The organism is Microcoleus sp. T2B6, assembly GCF_036700475.1.
Classification (GTDB): domain Bacteria; phylum Cyanobacteriota; class Cyanobacteriia; order Cyanobacteriales; family Microcoleaceae; genus Microcoleus.
Genome location: NZ_JAUBOZ010000073.1, coordinates 1 through 17,476, shown reverse-complemented (window position 1 = coordinate 17,476; position 17,476 = coordinate 1). Strand labels below are relative to the sequence as shown.

General features: G+C 45.0%; 15 protein-coding genes and 2 pseudogenes. 7 read left to right on the top strand and 10 right to left on the bottom strand.

What is annotated here, in order from left to right:
• Position 1: 1 nt before the first annotated feature.
• The 7 genes from cas3 to QUA00_RS25595 form a co-directional block, all read right to left on the bottom strand.
• Complete coding sequence (cas3, locus tag QUA00_RS25625; RefSeq protein ID WP_333411620.1) at positions 2–2,278, bottom strand: type I-D CRISPR-associated helicase Cas3'; 2,277 nt, start codon at positions 2,276–2,278, stop codon at positions 2–4.
• Entirely contained in the window at positions 2,271–3,062 is a 792-nt protein-coding gene (gene cas5d, locus QUA00_RS25620; RefSeq protein WP_333411619.1) for a type I-D CRISPR-associated protein Cas5/Csc1, read from the bottom strand. The genes cas3 and cas5d overlap by 8 nt, the downstream gene beginning before the upstream one ends.
• 111 nt (positions 3,063–3,173) lie before the next feature.
• Positions 3,174–4,187, bottom strand: coding sequence for a type I-D CRISPR-associated protein Cas7/Csc2 (cas7d, locus tag QUA00_RS25615; protein ID WP_333411618.1), 1,014 nt, complete (start codon positions 4,185–4,187; stop codon positions 3,174–3,176).
• An 11-nt stretch (positions 4,188–4,198) separates the two neighbouring features.
• Entirely contained in the window at positions 4,199–6,940 is a 2,742-nt protein-coding gene (locus QUA00_RS25610; RefSeq protein ID WP_333411617.1) for a CRISPR-associated protein Csc3, read from the bottom strand.
• Positions 6,941–6,983: 43 nt separating this feature from the next.
• Complete coding sequence (gene hepT / locus QUA00_RS25605) at positions 6,984–7,427, bottom strand: type VII toxin-antitoxin system HepT family RNase toxin (RefSeq protein WP_333411616.1); 444 nt, start codon at positions 7,425–7,427, stop codon at positions 6,984–6,986.
• Positions 7,424–7,876: a type VII toxin-antitoxin system MntA family adenylyltransferase antitoxin gene (gene mntA, locus QUA00_RS25600; protein WP_333411615.1), complete on the bottom strand. Its 453-nt coding sequence runs from the start codon at positions 7,874–7,876 to the stop codon at positions 7,424–7,426. Before mntA ends, hepT begins: the two co-directional genes overlap by 4 nt.
• 137 nt (positions 7,877–8,013) lie before the next feature.
• A complete protein-coding gene (locus QUA00_RS25595; RefSeq protein ID WP_333242896.1) occupies positions 8,014–8,220 on the bottom strand; it encodes a hypothetical protein in 207 nt (68 codons plus the stop codon).
• 408 nt (positions 8,221–8,628) lie between these two features.
• Between QUA00_RS25595 and QUA00_RS25590 the strand changes: the two genes are divergently transcribed.
• Positions 8,629–9,504 carry a WYL domain-containing protein gene (locus QUA00_RS25590; RefSeq protein ID WP_333411614.1) on the top strand — a complete coding sequence of 292 codons (876 nt, stop codon included), beginning with the start codon at positions 8,629–8,631 and terminating at the stop codon, positions 9,502–9,504.
• Between the two features lie 173 nt (positions 9,505–9,677).
• Here QUA00_RS25590 and QUA00_RS25585 read toward each other — a convergent pair whose 3' ends face one another.
• Entirely contained in the window at positions 9,678–9,893 is a 216-nt protein-coding gene (locus tag QUA00_RS25585) for a hypothetical protein (protein ID WP_172188518.1), read from the bottom strand.
• Positions 9,894–10,144: 251 nt separating this feature from the next.
• On the opposite strand from QUA00_RS25585, the gene grxC reads away from it, so the two are divergent.
• Entirely contained in the window at positions 10,145–10,459 is a 315-nt protein-coding gene (gene grxC, locus QUA00_RS25580; RefSeq protein WP_333411625.1) for a glutaredoxin 3, read from the top strand.
• A 130-nt stretch (positions 10,460–10,589) separates the two neighbouring features.
• On the opposite strand, the pseudogene menD reads toward grxC, so the two are convergent.
• Positions 10,590–12,669 (bottom strand): annotated as a pseudogene (gene menD / locus QUA00_RS25575) (2-succinyl-5-enolpyruvyl-6-hydroxy-3-cyclohexene-1-carboxylic-acid synthase).
• Between the two features lie 15 nt (positions 12,670–12,684).
• Entirely contained in the window at positions 12,685–14,118 is a 1,434-nt protein-coding gene (locus tag QUA00_RS25570; protein ID WP_333411613.1) for an isochorismate synthase, read from the bottom strand.
• Between the two features lie 406 nt (positions 14,119–14,524).
• On the opposite strand from QUA00_RS25570, the gene menA reads away from it, so the two are divergent.
• The 5 genes and pseudogenes from menA to QUA00_RS25545 form a co-directional block, all read left to right on the top strand.
• Entirely contained in the window at positions 14,525–15,421 is an 897-nt protein-coding gene (gene menA, locus QUA00_RS25565) for a 2-carboxy-1,4-naphthoquinone phytyltransferase (protein ID WP_333411612.1), read from the top strand.
• A 151-nt stretch (positions 15,422–15,572) separates the two neighbouring features.
• Positions 15,573–15,818 (top strand): hypothetical protein, encoded by a 246-nt coding sequence (locus QUA00_RS25560; RefSeq protein ID WP_333411611.1) that lies wholly within the window; start codon positions 15,573–15,575, stop codon positions 15,816–15,818.
• A gap of 5 nt (positions 15,819–15,823) precedes the next feature.
• Positions 15,824–16,243: a retropepsin-like aspartic protease gene (locus QUA00_RS25555; RefSeq protein WP_333411610.1), complete on the top strand. Its 420-nt coding sequence runs from the start codon at positions 15,824–15,826 to the stop codon at positions 16,241–16,243.
• Between the two features lie 17 nt (positions 16,244–16,260).
• Positions 16,261–17,061 (top strand): 2-succinyl-6-hydroxy-2,4-cyclohexadiene-1-carboxylate synthase, encoded by an 801-nt coding sequence (gene menH / locus QUA00_RS25550; RefSeq protein WP_333411609.1) that lies wholly within the window; start codon positions 16,261–16,263, stop codon positions 17,059–17,061.
• 11 nt (positions 17,062–17,072) lie between these two features.
• Positions 17,073–17,476, top strand: a pseudogene (locus QUA00_RS25545) (o-succinylbenzoate synthase); the annotation flags it as partial.

The window sequence follows — 17,476 nt, the reverse complement described above, 5'->3', positions numbered from 1 at the left end:
TTTAAACTACCCAGAATTCTTGATTGTCAGGACATCTTAAGGTAATGCCAGCGGAGGCGATCGCCAAAATGCCGGATAAACTCGGAAAGAATGTATATTCTTGTTCGTTAGCAAAGCTATCTTTGACCGTAATTGGATAGCATTCGATTCCTTGTTTTCTGAGTTTGAGAATTGCCCAGCGATTTTTGCGATGTTCTCGGACAATAACACCGGGCATTAAGGGCGGTGTAAGCTGGGAAATTAACGCTGTGGGACGGACGTTATCGCCGATCGTCCGTTCGATCGTACAATTTTTAAAAGCATAAAGTTTGCAAAGATAGTTGTTTGCAAAATCTTCTAAATCTGCAACTTGCAAGGCAAATTTGAGTCCGTAAGTTTCGGTGGCGCGATGGGTAAGCACAATCCCATTTTCATCGGACGCAAATTCAAAAAATCTCAGCAGGTGAATGGGATCGAGATTGGTTTCGCCGACTTCATCGAGTAAAAAGTTTTTGGGGTCATAAATCTTGACATTTTCAAACAAACTTTCTCGAAACTTGAAAAGTGGCGCATAACTGGCTTTGAGAATTGTCGCGTATTCTTTCAACTCTTCGGCGACTTTTTGGTTTTTGCGGATTTTTTCCTCAACTAATTCGATTGACGTTCTCCCAGAATCTATTTCTTCCCAATCTTCTGGATAGTTTGCTTGCATAAAACTCTTAACGCAGTTTTGACCGCCTTTAATGTACTGCCACTCTTTTTGAATTTGTTTGATAGTAGATTTTGCCACATTTTCGGCACCTTGCAATACTTTCATCCGCCGCCGATAAGAATTCCAGTCTCGTTTACCTCCCAAGACTATTTGCATGGTTTGATAAAGCTGCATAACTAAACTTGCTTCCGGCAAATTTTCCAGAACAGTTTCCAGTTCTAGTAAGGGTTTGGCAATTTCTAGAAAAGCTTCGGAACGCCAGTAAATGTCGAGAAAGGGACGCTTCATGCAGTCTAGACTTTCTAACATTTCCGTCAGGGTTTTGCGTCCGCCAGAACAGTCAAGTTGTTCGATGCCTTGTTCCCAAGCGCGATCGGGTAAATAGGCGATCGCCTCTGAAGGGATTTCGGTTTGCGTTTTCCCTAAAACCCGTCCGACACGCCCGATGCGCTGCCAGAATGAAAAGCGATCGCGCGTGGAAAAAATCAACCAATCGAGATTTTGCCGGGGTGTTTCTTTCTCCCGATCGAAGTTGAAACCGACATCGACGGTACTGGTAGCTAGAATCACTTGTTTTTGGGCAGCCAGCGCACGTTTTTCCTTCGGTGTATCCCCCGTAATCCGCCCGCAGAAATCGGCAAATCCTCGATCGCACAATTGGTTATAAATGCGCCCTAGGGTATCTTTGGCATCAAGAATTACTGCCCCATTTTGGTCAGGATTTTCTCTGAGTCGCCGCCGAACTTCTTGGACAATTTCTGCGATCGTAGTTTCTTTATCAACCTGCTTGCGAATTTCTAGATTGACTTCAGTTTGAGAAGGACGTAGATAACTAATTTGACTTTTGCCATCGATTCGAGCAATTTTTACCCCATTTTTTCCTAAGACATTTAAGGCTTCTTCGCAAGCAGGTTCTGGCGTTGCCGTTAACAGAACAATTTTTCGATTGTATTGAAAGTAGCCAAACTCTTTAGATAAAGCGAGATAGAAAAACAAGCTAACTAATTGTTTTGCATCGTAAAGGTGAAATTCATCGAAAATTACAGTCGAGAAACTGCTGTAAAATTCACTGGCAATATTTCCGCGATCCAGTGGATTGTATTGAAAAAATGCAGCGTAGTAGAAAATATCCGGGTTTGTCACCAGCAAAATAGGTCTACCGCCACCGCATTCGGGAAAAATAGTTGCAGGTTCGCGCAAAACATTATAGATTTTCTCGCCAGAACGTTTCCCAACGCGATCGTCGGGCCAGGAATTGACTTGTCTAGCAGAAGCAGCTTTCACGATATGAGGTAAACCCGCATCCCGAACAAATTTTTCGGCGGCTTCAGTTTGTTGGTCAATTAAGGCATTTGTTGGCGCAATATAGATAGCATTGCGCTGAGAATTGTGCAGCAAAACACTCAATCCGGCTTTGGTTTTCCCCGTTCCCGTCGGTGCGAGGTCGAGAATGATATCATTATTTTCGGACGCTTCATAAACATCGACTTGATGCTGCAAGGCTTGTCCCATAAATTCCAGTTGTTTAGGCAATTGGGGACAGGCAGAAATGCTGGCTGGTTCGAGTTTAATTTTCAGATTATCCATTGTTATTTCCACCACAAAATTCAAGGTTAGCTGGGAGAATAAAATCGCCGGCTTGCAGCGCCTCACCGCGAAACGAAAGATTTTTCAATAACGATGCGGGCGGCATCGAAATTAAGTCGAAAGCGAGGAGTTCGATATTTGCAGGTAAGTCGGCGGCGCTGAGATAGGTATTGCAGCGATAATCGCCCCTCGGAAGTTGCACAACATCGAGTTTTTTCACGATTTCAACGCGGACTTTGCTGGTAAATTTTCCGACGCGAATGTATTCGGGCAATTGGCGATCGCCAAATACTAATGTCTGAAACCGATTTCCCCGTTCAATTACTCGCAGTCGCCCGGTTTGGGGGAAGTTGCTAGGACGATAGGTACTGGGTTTTTTCCCCGTTCTACTGAGGGGCAAATCTTCCCGTGCTGTTGCCACTCGGTTATTTGTCATCGCATACCAATAAGAGTCAGAAAGGGCGTTAAACCGCTCAAATCTGAAGGATAAAGTGCCGTCAGCCGGCCATGCGGGGAGGATGTAGCTATTACCGGAAAGGGGCGTTAAATCTTCTATATACCGAGGTCTGCTGGTGTCTTGTCCGGTGAGGCGATAGGGCGATCGCGCCCAACCTAAAGCATAGGCTAGTGCATAATTGCCGATCGCCCCTTCGGTATAGTAAGTATCGGACAATTCCCGCGAGGCAAAAAACACGGGTTCGGCGCACCAAAGTTCGACTAAGTGTGCGGTTTGATAGGTAATTACGGAAGCGGAAGAAGCCCGATAAAGTTCTGATTGCGGCATGGTAGAGATTAATTCAAACAATTAAATAAACGCAAATCCTGTACGGGCGAGTTCACCCCTATCCTTTAAATTGAGGATATTTGTAAACCCGCCCCGACACAGGGACAAAATTTATGATTCCTCCGATTTTTTACCTCGCCCTTTGCTCTTGTTTTCAGTTTTCACCTTCCGCCAAGGTGCGTAGGATTCATCCAAGCGTTTGAGGAATGTTTCTTGTTCCGGTAGCGACAAATGTCGATCGACATCGGCAACCAGCGCATCAAGTTCTGCTGGGGAAAGCTGCATCGAAATACCTCGTTTATTTGTCCAATTGCCGATTATTTCCTGAGTTGCATCTACTAAAGATGCGGTTTTTAAAGGATGTTCGAGGGCGGTATTTTGGGCTTTCAGCTTGTCATAAACCCCTTGTACTAATTCCAGAGAACTCGGCAGTTCAGCAATACCACCAAATACACCGAGAATTTGATTGTCCATGCGTCCGACGCGGCTGGAAACTGCACCGTAACGACTGGTTAATAAAATGTTGCCGAGGGTGTACCGCAGTTCGTCAGCGGTGACATCTTTGAGGGTGACAATATCGAGGAAGTGAACCCCAGGTTTGATGTATTCGCTGGTGTTGAGGGCAGTCGAAGCGTTACCCTTTTCATCGCGCATAGTTCCGGTTTCAAAGATAGCATTGATGGTGCGATCGGCAATTAGTTCCGTCGAATGCAACACACTAAACGCATCCTCTGTCCACACCCTGCTTTTTTGCGCCCCTTCTCCCCCCGCTGCGAAGCCGTAGAGGAAGCAATCAACGCACATTTCACAAGGCGCATTGGTATTGAGAGCACAAATTGCATCGTTTTTTGCAGTATAGAGAAGATTGTGCGATCGCAAAAACTCTCGTCCTTTCCGCCTTTCCGGGGCAACTTGTTTGCGTTTTGTCATCACCAACCGAGGAATTGATTCGGTATCTTCAATGCCAGCCTGCACGTATTCATTACACATCGGTTCGCCTGTTCCCTCTGTCCGAAAAATGGTTTCCGATTGCGTGGTACGAAGGACAACAATCCCAATGGTGCGCCCTTTGGGGAAGTTTTCGTAGCTGGGTGCGAGGAATGGTTGTAATTTTGCGATCGACATTTTAAATTCTCCTAGTTGTTTACAGACTCGGTTTCAGATTCGGCTTCAAATTCGGTTTCAGATTCAGTTTTAGACTTAACTTCTTGACGCGCTTCTTTAAAAAAGAATAAGTAGGCAGCTTCAAGGGTCTTGCTATCAGTTAGCAGTCGTTCGGAACGCGAGTGATAAACCCCCTCAAATAGTTGTTGCAAAACTTGATAAAACTGCTTTATTTGTTCATGTTTTGGTTTACCAACGCCGTGTTCTCGAATGCGATCGAGACGGTTGTGATATTGCTGCACTAAGGCGGCAAATACCGTGTCCCAATCCATATGAGATTTTCGAGATCGTACAGCTTTGATAAATGCTGAAAACGGTTCAGTTTGGGCAGTGCGGCGGGGGGAACGGCCACACAAATTGGCAACTTGGGCAATGTGTGCGGCTTGCTTGAGATAGCTAGAAACGCGATCGTGTTCTTCTGACATGAGACTCCTCAGTAAAGTATTCAAAGGTTCTTTTATCCGAGACCAAATTGCCTCCAAATTAGGGTCATCTTGTTCCCGCAGCAGCCAGCGCAGCAGGACGTAATAGAAACTCAGCGGACGAGTTGCTGCCCGCGCCAAGTCATACAAACAGTCATCTTTTTTCTGAATACTTGCCACCGAAATAGCTAGCTTTCCGATACAGCGCAACCGTTCTAAAACTTGCTCTGCCGTGACTGCCGTGCGCCGTTCTTCCTTGGATAAATGACCGTTTCGCCGATACTGACCGCTGCCTAATAGTGGCTGCAAAGATGACGGAATTCCCTCAACTTTTCCGAAAACATCCCAAGTTGGTTCGACTTCCAGATTGGCACCCAAAACAAAGGGAAAACCCAAGTCAAATGCCAAACTCATTTCCAACGCCAATCTGAGCGATTTCAGCAACGCCACGGAGTTATTAACTTCTCCCCACAGCACGGGAATTGTCACCGTTGAGTTGATAAATTCAGGACGTTTTGGCAGTGCAAACCCAACCATTTTGTTGGATTGAAAAACCATCTCGTTTTCGCGGTAAAGTTTAATTTCGTCAACTGTTACTGTCCCATCTTCATTCTGGGCTGCGGTATTTCTGAGAAAATTTTGCCAAATTGTTCTGAGTTCAACACTAGATCCTTTTGGCAGGGCAAAGTGAAGATATAACGGGTCTTGTTTGACAGAGTTCGGGAAATTTGCACCAACTGCCATCAACTGATAACCCAATGCCGATAAGTTATCGGCCCGCCGTTTGGGTTCAGCAATCATGCCGCCGGGGAGACGATTGGAAAAAGCTTGGACTTTGGTTCCCGGTGGCATTTTCGGGGAACTCAATTCGCCGATTTGTAGCGATGTCGTCCCCAAGGAACAGCGCTGGCGCGGGTTAGCTTCAATGTAGGCTGTGAGTTCATTAAAGCCTTGCCAATTGGCTGGTGTGGAAAAGTTGAGCAGTTGCCGAACGGCATTTACCAATTCTTCAGATACGTCTACCTCTTCGGCTTTGCCGCGCAGTTGAAATGAGTCTTCTAAGGCGGCAAATACCTTTTCTAACTTCTGTTGGCGATCGCCCTCGATGGATTTCGCCGCAAACAAACAGCGTCCGTACTGCGCGTTAAACGGTTCCAATGCCGCCCGCTGTTCAGGGGATAATCCGACTGGCGTTGCAATTCGATCCCAAACCTCCTTGGGGCTGAGTTCGGCGGCCCGATAGCTGAGGTAAGCGGTTTTTAGTCCTTCAGAAATGGCAAATTCATCGGCATTGGAAACTGGATGCAAGCCGACAGCAGCGGCAGCGTTAACGGCGGTTTGTCCAGCATCGCCGCCATATTTTTCAATATCCTTGGCGACTTTTTCTACTTTGTAACCGCTGGCTTTTTTTAGCAGTAACTTATCTACTTCGTCTAAAGTTGCTTCGGGATTTTGTTGGATGGCTTGCGGGTCGATTTTGATGCCGTCTTTGGTGGCGTTCACGAGTTGTTCGACGTTGCTGCTAAAGACGCGATCGATCTTTTTTTGCCATTTTTGAGCAATGATTAAGCTTAAATCGCCGTCGGGAAAGGCTTCTCCGACAAAAATTTGACCGTTGGGATCGATCGCGAGGGTATGCAAATTGCGATCGTGCAAAACCTCTTCACAAGCTGACAGCAACAGCGAAGTTAAATAACCTCGGTCTTCGGAAAGAGTGACATGAAACAACTTACTGTCACGCTGCAATGCAACGGTTAACTCGGTTTCAACTTTGCGAATGCGCTTATTTTCCTCAATTCCTAAGTCAAATAAGTCGCCCCCAATCAACATCGCGGCCCAACGTTTGATATTGGGATCTTCAGGCAAAAAACGCATTCCATCGCTGGCGCTGTGGCCGGAATGGCGTTCTATCAGGCGGCGGACGAGTTCGAGTTCGGAGTCGGTTTGGGCGAATTGGGCAACGCAGGCGCGATCGAGTTGTTGTAGCAAAAAAGTGCGATCGCGTGCCAACGTCTTAACATTGCGTCCGTCGTCTGCCAGCTTATTCAAATCGTGAACGGCAGTCGCGGCCAGAATACAAGCGCGTTTGTCATCCGGAACTCCGGCAATTTTGCTAACCGTTAAAACGAACTGACAAGCCGAATCGAGGTGTTCGGCAAGGGTGCGTCCTTGGCGAGTGCCATACTGTCCGTGATTGGTATGCAGTTGGTACAGTTTCGGACGGACTTCGCTAAAGTAGCGGTGGTCTAAAGTTTGAGGTTCTTCGTCAAAAAGCAGACTTTTTAGTGACATAATTCGCCCTCATAAGTTCATCATTTTTTAGATTAATTACTATTTATCTATTATTTTCTCTAAGAGAATCTAGATAATTAGTGACTTGCCGTTGATAAATCGGGTATTTATGCAATACAATATCGATGGCTTGATGCACTTTGACAGGATCGATTTCGTCATACAGATGTACCAGACGGTTACGCAAAACACCTGATTGAGATAAGATGCTAGCTAACTCCGCTGTTATAATGCCACAGTTGCTAACTTCTATAAAAACATCAAAGTTGCTATTCGGTTGCTGGACTTCTAATCGCTTGAGCAAATATCGATTGACATCAATTGCAACTTGAATAATCAGTTGCAACAATCGTTCTATAATTAACTGCTTTCCCCGATCGCTAAGATATTCTTCTAAAGTAATCGACTCAAAAGAACTTAAACTCTCTAGATAGTCTGTCATAAAATCCAGCTTAGCTAAGACGATCGCAGGCTCAATCTCCTTCATACTCCCCTCCTTTGCAACGCAACCTCGATTTTTTGTCGCAGATTCTGACGCAGCACTTCTAATTCTGCATCAGTCATCAAACATTGTTGTTTAAAAGCTTCAAATTGACCTAATTCTGTTTCGTACAGTAAAATTCCATCTCGCGCCACAAAATGAGCAATTAGCGACGAACAGCGATGTAATTCCACAACATCAATTTCATCACTATTGATTCCAAAAACTTGACCCAAAATTCCTGGAACTTCAAACCAAGAAAATCCCCGGTCTTGGCAATATTCTTGTCTAAAATTTTCATCGTAAAGTGCGGCAAAATCCCAATCACTTTTTGCGTGAGTATCACCTCTGGCACGAGAACCAAAGAGAACGAGCATTTTGAGGTAAGGAATTTGTTCGGGAAGTTGTGAAGCAATTTCCTGAAGTTCAGTCAGTGTTGGGGAAATTTGGAGCATAGTTAACTTTTGTAGGGTAAACAAATTTGACGACTAGGACAGCCAATTTTCTGTTGTCAGAATAGTTTGTCTCTAGCACTCTATCTTTAGAGGGGTAGAAAGAGAAAAATTCCTTCAAACCCCCTGACAAAATAGCATTACATCCTATTATTGACGTTCAGCAATAGTCGGTATTCGTGCTGTTGTCCGCTCAGGCGACGTTTCTCAAACTGATAGCCTTGCTTTCGCAGAATGTGCATGGTTGCTGAAAACCGATGGCTAATACTCTCGATTAGCTCATGGGCGCTATGCCATTGCCCATCGGACATCAGCCGAAGCATTTGATTCGGAAGATTATCTGTCATGGTTGTATTTGCGTAGGTTTACAACCAGACCAGCCATGCTCTATTCTAAGAGTTAAGTAATTTAAACACGGGCGAGCTGGCTTTATGTCTGGCTTGCTTTTTACTCTACCATGTATTTTGGGTTAGTACAGCGATAAAGTAATTTTTTTGAACCAATCGATCGCTTTCACGCTAAGATAGATACACAAATGCCTTTCAGGAATTGAAAGAGTACCGCGATCGAGACAATAACCTTGTCTTTCACACAAATACCTATTAGGGCTTGAAAGCCGGAGCTAGCCTCTGGCTTTTTTTGTTGGCTCTAGAATTTGCACAGCAACATTTGTTATCTAGGAAATTTGTAATTGCACTAAGATTATATTTACATTTAAAACCCAATCTGTCAAGTATGTAAGTACATTTAATTCAATGTCCCGCAAAAAAGATACAATTACACTGTCAATTCCTGCCGGAACCAAAGAGCAGCTAGAGGCGATCGCCCTTCGCCTCGATATCAAATGGGGCAAAAGTCCCAGTGTATCTGGGTTATTGGTCGCGATCGCCCAGCACAAGTTAGAAGTTGGTGAACCCTTCACCCTCAACTCCACCGAAGTCGCAGCCTTACAACAAGCTGCTAAACTCCTTGTTGATTCAGGCCATCTTCGAGACGCAGAAGTCCTGGCAGCATTAATGTTAGATCGGGGCAACCTTGATGCTCCCCTGCGTCAATCAATTCTGCAACTGGTTAGTCAACCCAGCGAGGGATGGCGTCCCCGCGTGGATCAGCTCAAGAAGGCTCAACAGCCATTTCACCTCCTCTACCGCAATAACCAAGGAGAGGACTTAGAGTACACCGTGCGATACGCCGAGGTGTCTTTTGAAGAAAAACGCTTTTACCTCAACATCTGGTGCGAAGAGACTGATGACATCAAAAATCCCGACTATCCCGAACTCATCCACAACCGCTGTCTGCGCTTCGACAACATCAAAGCGATCGTCCCTATAAGTGGACACTGGCGGTGCGAAGGCTTAGATTATCTAGTAGTGTACTTACACTTTTGGGGCGGACTGATCAAAGCCTATGAGCACAGAGTGGACAAGGATATTCAGGATGAAGTATTAGGAGAGGGAAAAACCAAGGTGCGACAAGTCGTGCGGCGCGTCTCTAATCCGTTTTGGTTGATTCGAGAGGTGTTTCGGTACGGCAAAGACTGCGTGATTGTCTCGCCCCAGAATGTGCGCGATCGCTTCCAACAAGAACTGATCGACCTCTGCCGCCAGTACAACCTCGAAATCCGCGATTAAATCAAAAAAAAGCAGCCGGTAAAGGCTGCTTTGACAAAAAAACCGTTGTTGAGTTAGAGGAGAAAACTTTAAATCGAATTCAAATTACTGCTGTTTCAACTCCTGCCTGAGTTTCCACTATTTTCATCTACCGCTGACTCACCTTGCCTTCAGAACAAAACTTCAAACCCCGATTAGAATGCTGCTGAAAGTTCGTTGACTACTTGGACTCGGCCTCGGAGCACCGCGCGCAGCAAGCGGTTGACACAGCCTCTGTCTTCGTCATTCAGAGAGTCGTCGAAGGTGGCGGCCATTAAACCGTAGCGATCGGCCAGAGTCAAAACGCCTGTATCCGTTACAGAAGCGAGGATTTCAGAGATAGCGCCGGGGAGGAGTTGTACGGGGTGCATGGCAGTGCGGTTGAATTCGATATATTTATCATCTTCTGGTTGCCTCAAAATATCAGTGATATTAATAAGGGCGCGAAGGTGATTGTCAGGGGTGAAAGCAAGTGATCCGAGTAGAGTAAAGTTGTGACTTGGGTCACAATGCGATCGCCCGACAGCTTAAAACCCACCTCTGGCAGATGCGCCCATACCAGCGGAATTTATACATTGGGTATGATTTCTAAATGAGTTCCACCCTTACCCCCGTACAGAAAATGCTTGATTTTCTCAATCCCATCTTGGGCCGCAAGCCCGATCGCATCAAAGCCAATGTGGAAATCTATACTTGGCAAACCTGTCCCTACTGCATCCGCGCCAAAACTTTGCTGTGGTGGAAAGGCGTAAATTTCACAGAATACAAAATTGATGGCGACGAAGCAGCTAGAAAGGCAATGGCCGATCGCGCTAACGGACGCCGCAGCGTGCCCCAAATTTTCATTAATAAGCAACACGTAGGCGGCTGCGATGACATTCACAAACTTGATGCAGAAGGACAGTTAGATTCGCTGCTAGCTCAACCAGCAGTTTAAACTGAGATATTGCAGCCTTCCCAAGAACAGGCAAGATGCCTGTTCCACAAAGTGTGAATTTTCTGCTTGTGGGGAGTAGGGGTTGGGCCGAAGAGCCCGCCCCCGAAAGGCTTATTGACAAAAGTCTTGACTACAAATCTTTGGCAAATTTACCTAAATTATCTTGCCGCCATTTAGCATCCGATCGCCTGTCTGTTTGCAATTCTAAGACGCGAATCCCGCTATTTGGCAGCAAATTTAATTTTTCTTTGAACAGTTCCCAATCCTCAATTACCTCGTGTTCCACGCCATAAGTTGCACACAACTGAGCAAAATTTATCTGCTGGGGCGTGGCAAAAAACTCTTCAAAGGGCGGGTCAAATTTGGCAACGGGCAACATTTCAAAAATTCCGCCGCCGTTGTTATTAATTAATATGATTGTCAGATGACCGACAAATTTATTTTTAATTAAAAAACCGTTTGTATCATGCAAAAGTGTTAAATCCCCTGTTAGCATGATGCTGCTTTGATTGCGGTGAGCAACTCCCAAAGCTGTTGATAATGTGCCGTCTATACCGTTAGCGCCGCGATTGAAAAACGGTTTTATTTCTAAGTTGTTCGGCTTCCAGAAAAACTCTACATCTCTGACGGGCATACTGTTGGCAATAAATATCGGTGTTCCCGGTGGCAAAATTTGGGAAAGCAGCCAGGAAACTTTGGGCTCGATTATGTGGTTAATTGTTGCTATTTTTTGGTCTATTGTTTGTCTGACTTGGATTTCGGTGTTGTGCCAAAGTTGGAGGTATTCGTTTGAGGGAGAGGTTAGATCCCCCCCTAACCCCCCCTTGCTAAGGGGGGGGACTGGAGTTGATTTGTCCTTGTTTAGGGGGGGGATTTGAGTTGATTTGTCCTTGTTTAGGGGGGGGATTTGAGTTGATTCCCCCTTGTTTAGGGGGGGGATTTGAGGGGGGATATTAGTGGTAGCAAGGGCTCGATACCCCCCCAAACACCCCCTTAATAAGGGGGGGGACAAGAGTTGACTCGCCTTTGTTTAGGGGGGGGACTTGAGTTAATATAGTTGCGAGATTAGTTGCGAGGTTTTTTAGGGAGATCCGCAGGTGAATTGTTTGGCCGTGTAGGGGATCGAAGTTGTGGTGGCTGGGGTCGATTATGTAGCGTTTTGGTTGGGTTTTGTCTAGCCAGTTTCGCAGTTCTTTGCTTGTGGGTAAGTCTCCGATTTGAATGGCGATTTCTGGGGTTAATTTATCGGCTAGTTCGCGGTTTCGCAGGATTAAATCGTAGGTGGAAATTAGATGGGGGTTTAGTTGGGCGTAGTTTCTGACTGGGGATAGTCCTTCTGCTAAAACTGGCCAGTTTAAGGATTTGGAAATTTGGGCGATCGCACTACAGTATTTTTCGGCAAATTGAGGCTGTGCAACGCCGGCAATAATTATCCCTCTGCTGCATTGTTGCCATTTTTGAATTATGGAGTCAATAACTTGTATTGTGGTACGGGCATCTTGCCCGTCTCTTGTTGTGGTACGGGCATCTTGCCCGTCTCCTGAAATTGGCAGGCAAGATGCCTGCCCCACAATAGAGCTTTCTCCGGCAAAAATTGGTTCTAATCCTGCAAAGAAATCTTCGGGATTAAATTGTGTTTCTAAAGCTTCTACAGCTATGTCTGGAACGGGTACCAGCGGGTCGCGAAAGGGGATGTTGAGGTGGACGGGGCCTGGTGTTGGAAATTGCGATCGCTCCCAAGCATACATTACCGTCTGCCGCAGATAGTCTAGCATTCCTGTGGACACAGAAGGTATCGCTAATTCGGCTTGCCAGTTCGGATAATTGCCGTATATTTTAACTTGGTCGATCGCTTGTCCGGCGTGACAGTCCCGCAGTTCGGGAGGTCGATCGGCTGTGAATATTAGCAGCGGAATTCGACTTTCTCTGGCTTCTATTATCGCAGGGTAAAAGTTGGCGGCTGCGGTTCCCGACGTACAAATTAGTGCTGTTGGCAAATATGATTTTTGGGCGGTTCCTAATGCAAAAAAACTTGCTGAACGTTCGTCGAGTATGGGAATAGTTTCTATTTTTTTGTTTTGAGCAAAAGCTATTGTTAGCGGTGCCGATCGCGAACCGGGACAAATCACGGCGGTAGTTAATCCCAGTCGTTGCAATGTCTCTGCTAATATTGAAGACCAGAGAGTGTTGGTATTGCGAAAATCAATCATTTTTATAATATATTGCTAAACCAAAGCGTTTAAAAGTGGTTGTAATTTGAGCTGAATTTCTGCTAGTTCTTTCTCGGGTTCCGAACCAGCCACAATACCGGCACCAGCATAGAGTATAGCCCGATCGCCATCGATTAAAGCCGATCGAATGCCGACGGCAAATTCGCCGTTTCCCCTGCGATCGATCCAGCCGAGGGGTGCTGCGTACAAAGAGCGATCGCAGCTTTCGCAGCGGCGAATTTGTTCGAGGGCAATATCTCTCGGCACGCCTGCTACCGCTGGGGTTGGATGCAGTTGAGCTAAAATCTTTAATAAATGAATATCAGGAGGGATTTGAGCAGTTATGGGTGTCCACAAATGCTGAATGTTTGATAGTTGCAGCAGTCTGGGCACTGGGGAAAAATTGGGAGTTATGCCGAGTTTAGACAGGCGATCGACAATAAAGTCGATCACAACTTGATGTTCTCGAATATCTTTCTCGCTTTCTAGCAATCCCTGGGCTAACTTTGCATCTCCCGCCTCAGTTTTTCCTCTCGGTGCTGAACCTGCTAAAGCATCGGTTAATAACTGATTGTTGTGAATGCTAATTAAGCGTTCTGGACTGGCACCGATAAAATTTTGTCCTTTGCCGTTACTGGTTGAAAATACATAGCAATCGGGATAGCTGAGGCGCAAGTTGTTTAATGAATCTATTAAACTGAAAGGGGTTTGAGAAATCACATTGATTGCTTGAGATAAAACAATTTTACTAAAATATTTAGAGGCTATCAATTCTAAAGCAGACTTGACTGATGTTTTAAATTGACTGGCATCATTGACGGGTATTTGTTTCAAAGATATCGAACTGTTGAGAGCAATAGTTAGTTTAGGGTATTTGCGAGATTCAATTTTATCAAAGGTTTGCCAAATATTTTCAGCGATATTTTTAATATTTATATCTTTTTCTATTATGGCATTTGCGACGAGAATGCAGCTATCTTTCTGTCTGGTAATTTGCCATTTTGGTAAAAATATGGTGGCGGGCGGGAAGTAGGAACTAGCGGCAATGTTTTCATCAAAAAAAGTAAAACTACAAAAAAAGTGAGGCCCGCTAAATGGCAAGCGTTCCGCACCAATGGTAATTGTATTGGCAAGTGTTGAACGAATAAAATTTTGAGCTAAGGCAAATCGCTCAGTTCCTGCTACTGTGAGATGTATTGCCGAATCAAGGGCTGCGATCGCAAAACTTTGGCCGTCAATTGGGTTTCTTTTTTCAAAGTAAAAGTGCCGCTGACAAGGTTCGGAAATCTCTTGCAGTACAGCTAGCGGATCGAGGGGGTAAATTTCCTGAGAAATACTAACTATTTTGGTGCTATATTTTTCGGTTAAAGACTGCTGGCAATTTAACAGAAACTGATGCAGTTGATTGCGGTCTTGCAAGAGATTAGCGCGGTGCGGTATTACTGTCATGAAAGCGAGAATAGCAGATTTGTCAGATAGAGTGTGGGTTTGTCCGGCTAAAACCCCTATTTCGATCTAAGCACGGGAGGGCGATCGCAAAACATGACCTTTGGAGTTTCCCGGAAAGTTTGGGCTCAGCGGGGGGCAAAAAACAGACGATCCTCTTCGAGGGCTTCGCCAACGCGCGATCAATCGAAACATTTAGACATAAAACTTTAAGATTGAGCGACTCAATTTCGACTCTCATGCGATCGACCCCGCAGAGGTTTGCAGACGGGCATTACCGGGCGTGCGATCGCCCGCAAAGCCTCTCAAGGGATGCCCCCCGCGCACTCAACCCGATACAGAGTAGAGTTTCTTCACCAATAAAATTGTAAAATTACTACGCTGCTATCAATTGCATCAAGTTTGTGTAATGACAACAAAGTTAATTGAACGTCCAAATAGTAAATTGTGGCTGGCGGCAATCAAGCCGCCCATGTACAGCGTTGCGGTGATTCCTATTTCAGTAGGAACAGCAGTTGCTTTTGCCGAAACTCAAACGATTAATTCGTCAATTTTTTCGACTTTTTTAATGTCAGCCATTTTGATTATAGCATGGCTGAATCTCAGCAATGATGTATTTGACTCGGAAACAGGCATCGATAAAAACAAAGCGCATTCTCTAGTTAACTTAACCGGAAATAAAGCTTTAATTTTCGGGCTAGCCAATCTGTTTTTAGCAGTCGGAGTGTCTGGAATCTGCGCCATAAGCTGGTGGCAAAAAGACCCAACAGTCATTTTGCTAGTAGTTTTGTGCTGTGCTCTGGGCTACACTTATCAAGGGCCTCCGTTTCGTCTTGGCTATCAGGGTTTGGGGGAAATAATCTGCTTTTTCACCTTTGGGCCGCTAGCCTTCGCCGCTGCTTATTACAGTCAAACTCAAACTTGGTCTGCAACTAATTTGGCGGCTTCGGTTATCGTGGGAATTACTACGAGTATCATCTTATTTTGTTCCCACTTTCATCAAATTGCGGATGATTTGGCGGCGGGTAAAAAATCGCCAATTGTGCGACTCGGTACAAAGAAAGGTGCCCAGTTGTTGCAGTGGTTGTGCGGCAGCGTTTATGCTTTGACTGTGCTATTTGTGGCTTTGGGAATGTTCCCAATTTGGACGCTGTTGATTTTTGGGAGTTTGCCGTTTGCGATCGACCTTTGCCGCCATGTCACAGACTATCACGACCAACCTGTTCATGTCAGCAACTCTAAGTTTATCGCAGTTACGCTGCATTTTTCGAGCGGATTGCTGCTGGCGTTGGGCTTTGGTTTGTAGATCGGGCGATCGAGAATTCCGGTAAACTGGAGGTATGGTTTGCTAAGCTGAGGGAGTTGGGCGAGTTGGCAGAGTTGGGCGACTTCTCAAAATCTTCTTTAATTTAGCAATCCGTACCTCACATTGAATCGTAAAAAAGGAGAATCAAAGCATGAGTACGCAAGTAGAAATTGACAAAATCCTCAGCCTAGAAGAAATCATCCACTTATATCCTAGCGAGTGGGTGCTAATTGCTTACACTGAACTGGATGAGGATTTGAATGTAATTCGAGGTGAAGTTTTAGCACACTCACCGGATCGCGATTTGCTTTACAATAATGCTTTGTCAAGGAAGGGAAAATCGGTGGCAATAGAATACACCGGCCCTATCCCTGAAGACTTAGCAGCTATGTTGTAACAAAAATGCCAGATTATCAAAAAGCTTATCGCTTGTTGCGTCACGGACGAAATTTGCTCGCGGTGCAAGCAACCATTGGTGGAAATAATGGTGACGCTACTGAATATCGGGTGCGTTTATTGGTAGATACAGGAGCCAGCTACACAATATTGCCAGTGAAAACATTAGAGGATTTGGGTTACGATACGCGCCATCCTCTACGCAGGCAAGAAATCTTTACAGGTCAAGGAAGAATCTATGTTCCTGTAATTAATGTATCTTGGTTTAATTGCGTGGGTCAACTAATAGAAAATTTTGACGTGTTTGCCCACGATATACCGCCAAATCTTCGTATAGATGGTCTTCTTGGTATGGACTTTCTCACTCGTTTTGGGGCAATCATCTCTGTTGCTGATGCGGAAATCAGATATCAGTCAATAAGGTAGATTCACTAATTTTGGAAATGGCCAATTTTAATAATTATCACTTTCACTATTTTTTAACTGGCCGCAATAATCAGCAAAAAATTTTATTTTTGCATGGATTCACGGGAAATTTTCAAGATTTTAGCAGCGTCATTTCCTTACTCTCTAAAAATTATGGCTGTCTAGCAGTTGACCTTCCAGGCCACGGAAAAACTAGAGTCAGCGGCGACGAAAGTTGCTACAATATATCAAATACAGCCCAAGCATTGATACACTTATTAGATAATTTACAAATAGACAAATGTTTGTTGTTGGGCTATTCAATGGGCGGGCGATTGGCACTTTACATGACATTACATTTTCCAGAAAGATTCGAGAAAGTAGTGTTAGAGTCAGCTTCTCCGGGATTGAAGACAGAAAAAGAGCGATCGCACCGCCTGCAAGCCGATTTACAGCTAGCACAAAAGCTGGAAAAGAGCAACATTAAAGATTTTTTATTAAACTGGTACGATATCCCTTTATTCAAATCTTTAAAAAACTCTCCCAACTTCGACAAACTCATAGAAAGCCGCTTAGCAAACAATCCCTTAGAATTAGCCAAATCCCTCCGCAACATGGGAACCGGCAACCAGCCCTCTCTCTGGGAAAAACTCGCACAAAATCAAATTCCCATCCTCTTGCTAGCGGGAGAATATGATGATAAATTTACAAGTATAAATACCGAAATTGCCAGCTTGTGTCCAGCCGCCCTTCTGGAAATTGTACCAAAAGCTGGCCACAATATCCATTTTGAAAATATTGATAAGTTTGGATCTGTTGTGAGACAATTTTATGATTAACTAAAAAACTAATGTTTTATCAATTCGAGTTTCGCACTTATCAGCGAAAATTTAAGCGCCCCTTGCGAACAAGTCACGGCATCTGGGATATTCGATCGGGAATTATCCTGCGACTTGTTGGCGAAAATAATCAAATTGGTTGGGGAGAAATTGCCCCTTTGAGTTGGTTTGGTTCCGAAAGTTTTGAGCAAGCTTTAGATTTTTGTCACCTGTTGTCAGGTAATATTTCATCAGAAATGATTTTTGCTATTTCCGCTGAATTGCCGGCTTGTCAATTTGGCTTTGAGTCAGCACTAAACGAGCAAAATTTACCCCCCCCAGCCCCCCCTTCCCAAGGGGGGCTGTTTCATTCTCACCAAAAACGAGGTTTTTGTAGGGGTAGTGCCCCCGTGCCTACCCCCGCCACCAACCATCG

Excerpts from the sequence above, each read along its gene's own strand:
- cas3 (WP_333411620.1), bottom strand. The coding sequence starts at position 2,278 with ATGGATAATCTGAAAATTAAACTCGAACCAGCCAGCATTTCTGCCTGT.
- cas5d (WP_333411619.1), bottom strand. The coding sequence starts at position 3,062 with ATGCCGCAATCAGAACTTTATCGGGCTTCTTCCGCTTCCGTAATTACC.
- cas7d (WP_333411618.1), bottom strand. The coding sequence starts at position 4,187 with ATGTCGATCGCAAAATTACAACCATTCCTCGCACCCAGCTACGAAAAC.
- QUA00_RS25610 (WP_333411617.1), bottom strand. The coding sequence starts at position 6,940 with ATGTCACTAAAAAGTCTGCTTTTTGACGAAGAACCTCAAACTTTAGAC.
- hepT (WP_333411616.1), bottom strand. The coding sequence starts at position 7,427 with ATGAAGGAGATTGAGCCTGCGATCGTCTTAGCTAAGCTGGATTTTATG.
- mntA (WP_333411615.1), bottom strand. The coding sequence starts at position 7,876 with ATGCTCCAAATTTCCCCAACACTGACTGAACTTCAGGAAATTGCTTCA.
- QUA00_RS25595 (WP_333242896.1), bottom strand. The coding sequence starts at position 8,220 with ATGACAGATAATCTTCCGAATCAAATGCTTCGGCTGATGTCCGATGGG.
- QUA00_RS25590 (WP_333411614.1), top strand. The coding sequence starts at position 8,629 with ATGTCCCGCAAAAAAGATACAATTACACTGTCAATTCCTGCCGGAACC.
- QUA00_RS25585 (WP_172188518.1), bottom strand. The coding sequence starts at position 9,893 with ATGCACCCCGTACAACTCCTCCCCGGCGCTATCTCTGAAATCCTCGCT.
- grxC (WP_333411625.1), top strand. The coding sequence starts at position 10,145 with ATGCTTGATTTTCTCAATCCCATCTTGGGCCGCAAGCCCGATCGCATC.
- QUA00_RS25570 (WP_333411613.1), bottom strand. The coding sequence starts at position 14,118 with ATGACAGTAATACCGCACCGCGCTAATCTCTTGCAAGACCGCAATCAA.
- menA (WP_333411612.1), top strand. The coding sequence starts at position 14,525 with ATGACAACAAAGTTAATTGAACGTCCAAATAGTAAATTGTGGCTGGCG.
- QUA00_RS25560 (WP_333411611.1), top strand. The coding sequence starts at position 15,573 with ATGAGTACGCAAGTAGAAATTGACAAAATCCTCAGCCTAGAAGAAATC.
- QUA00_RS25555 (WP_333411610.1), top strand. The coding sequence starts at position 15,824 with ATGCCAGATTATCAAAAAGCTTATCGCTTGTTGCGTCACGGACGAAAT.
- menH (WP_333411609.1), top strand. The coding sequence starts at position 16,261 with ATGGCCAATTTTAATAATTATCACTTTCACTATTTTTTAACTGGCCGC.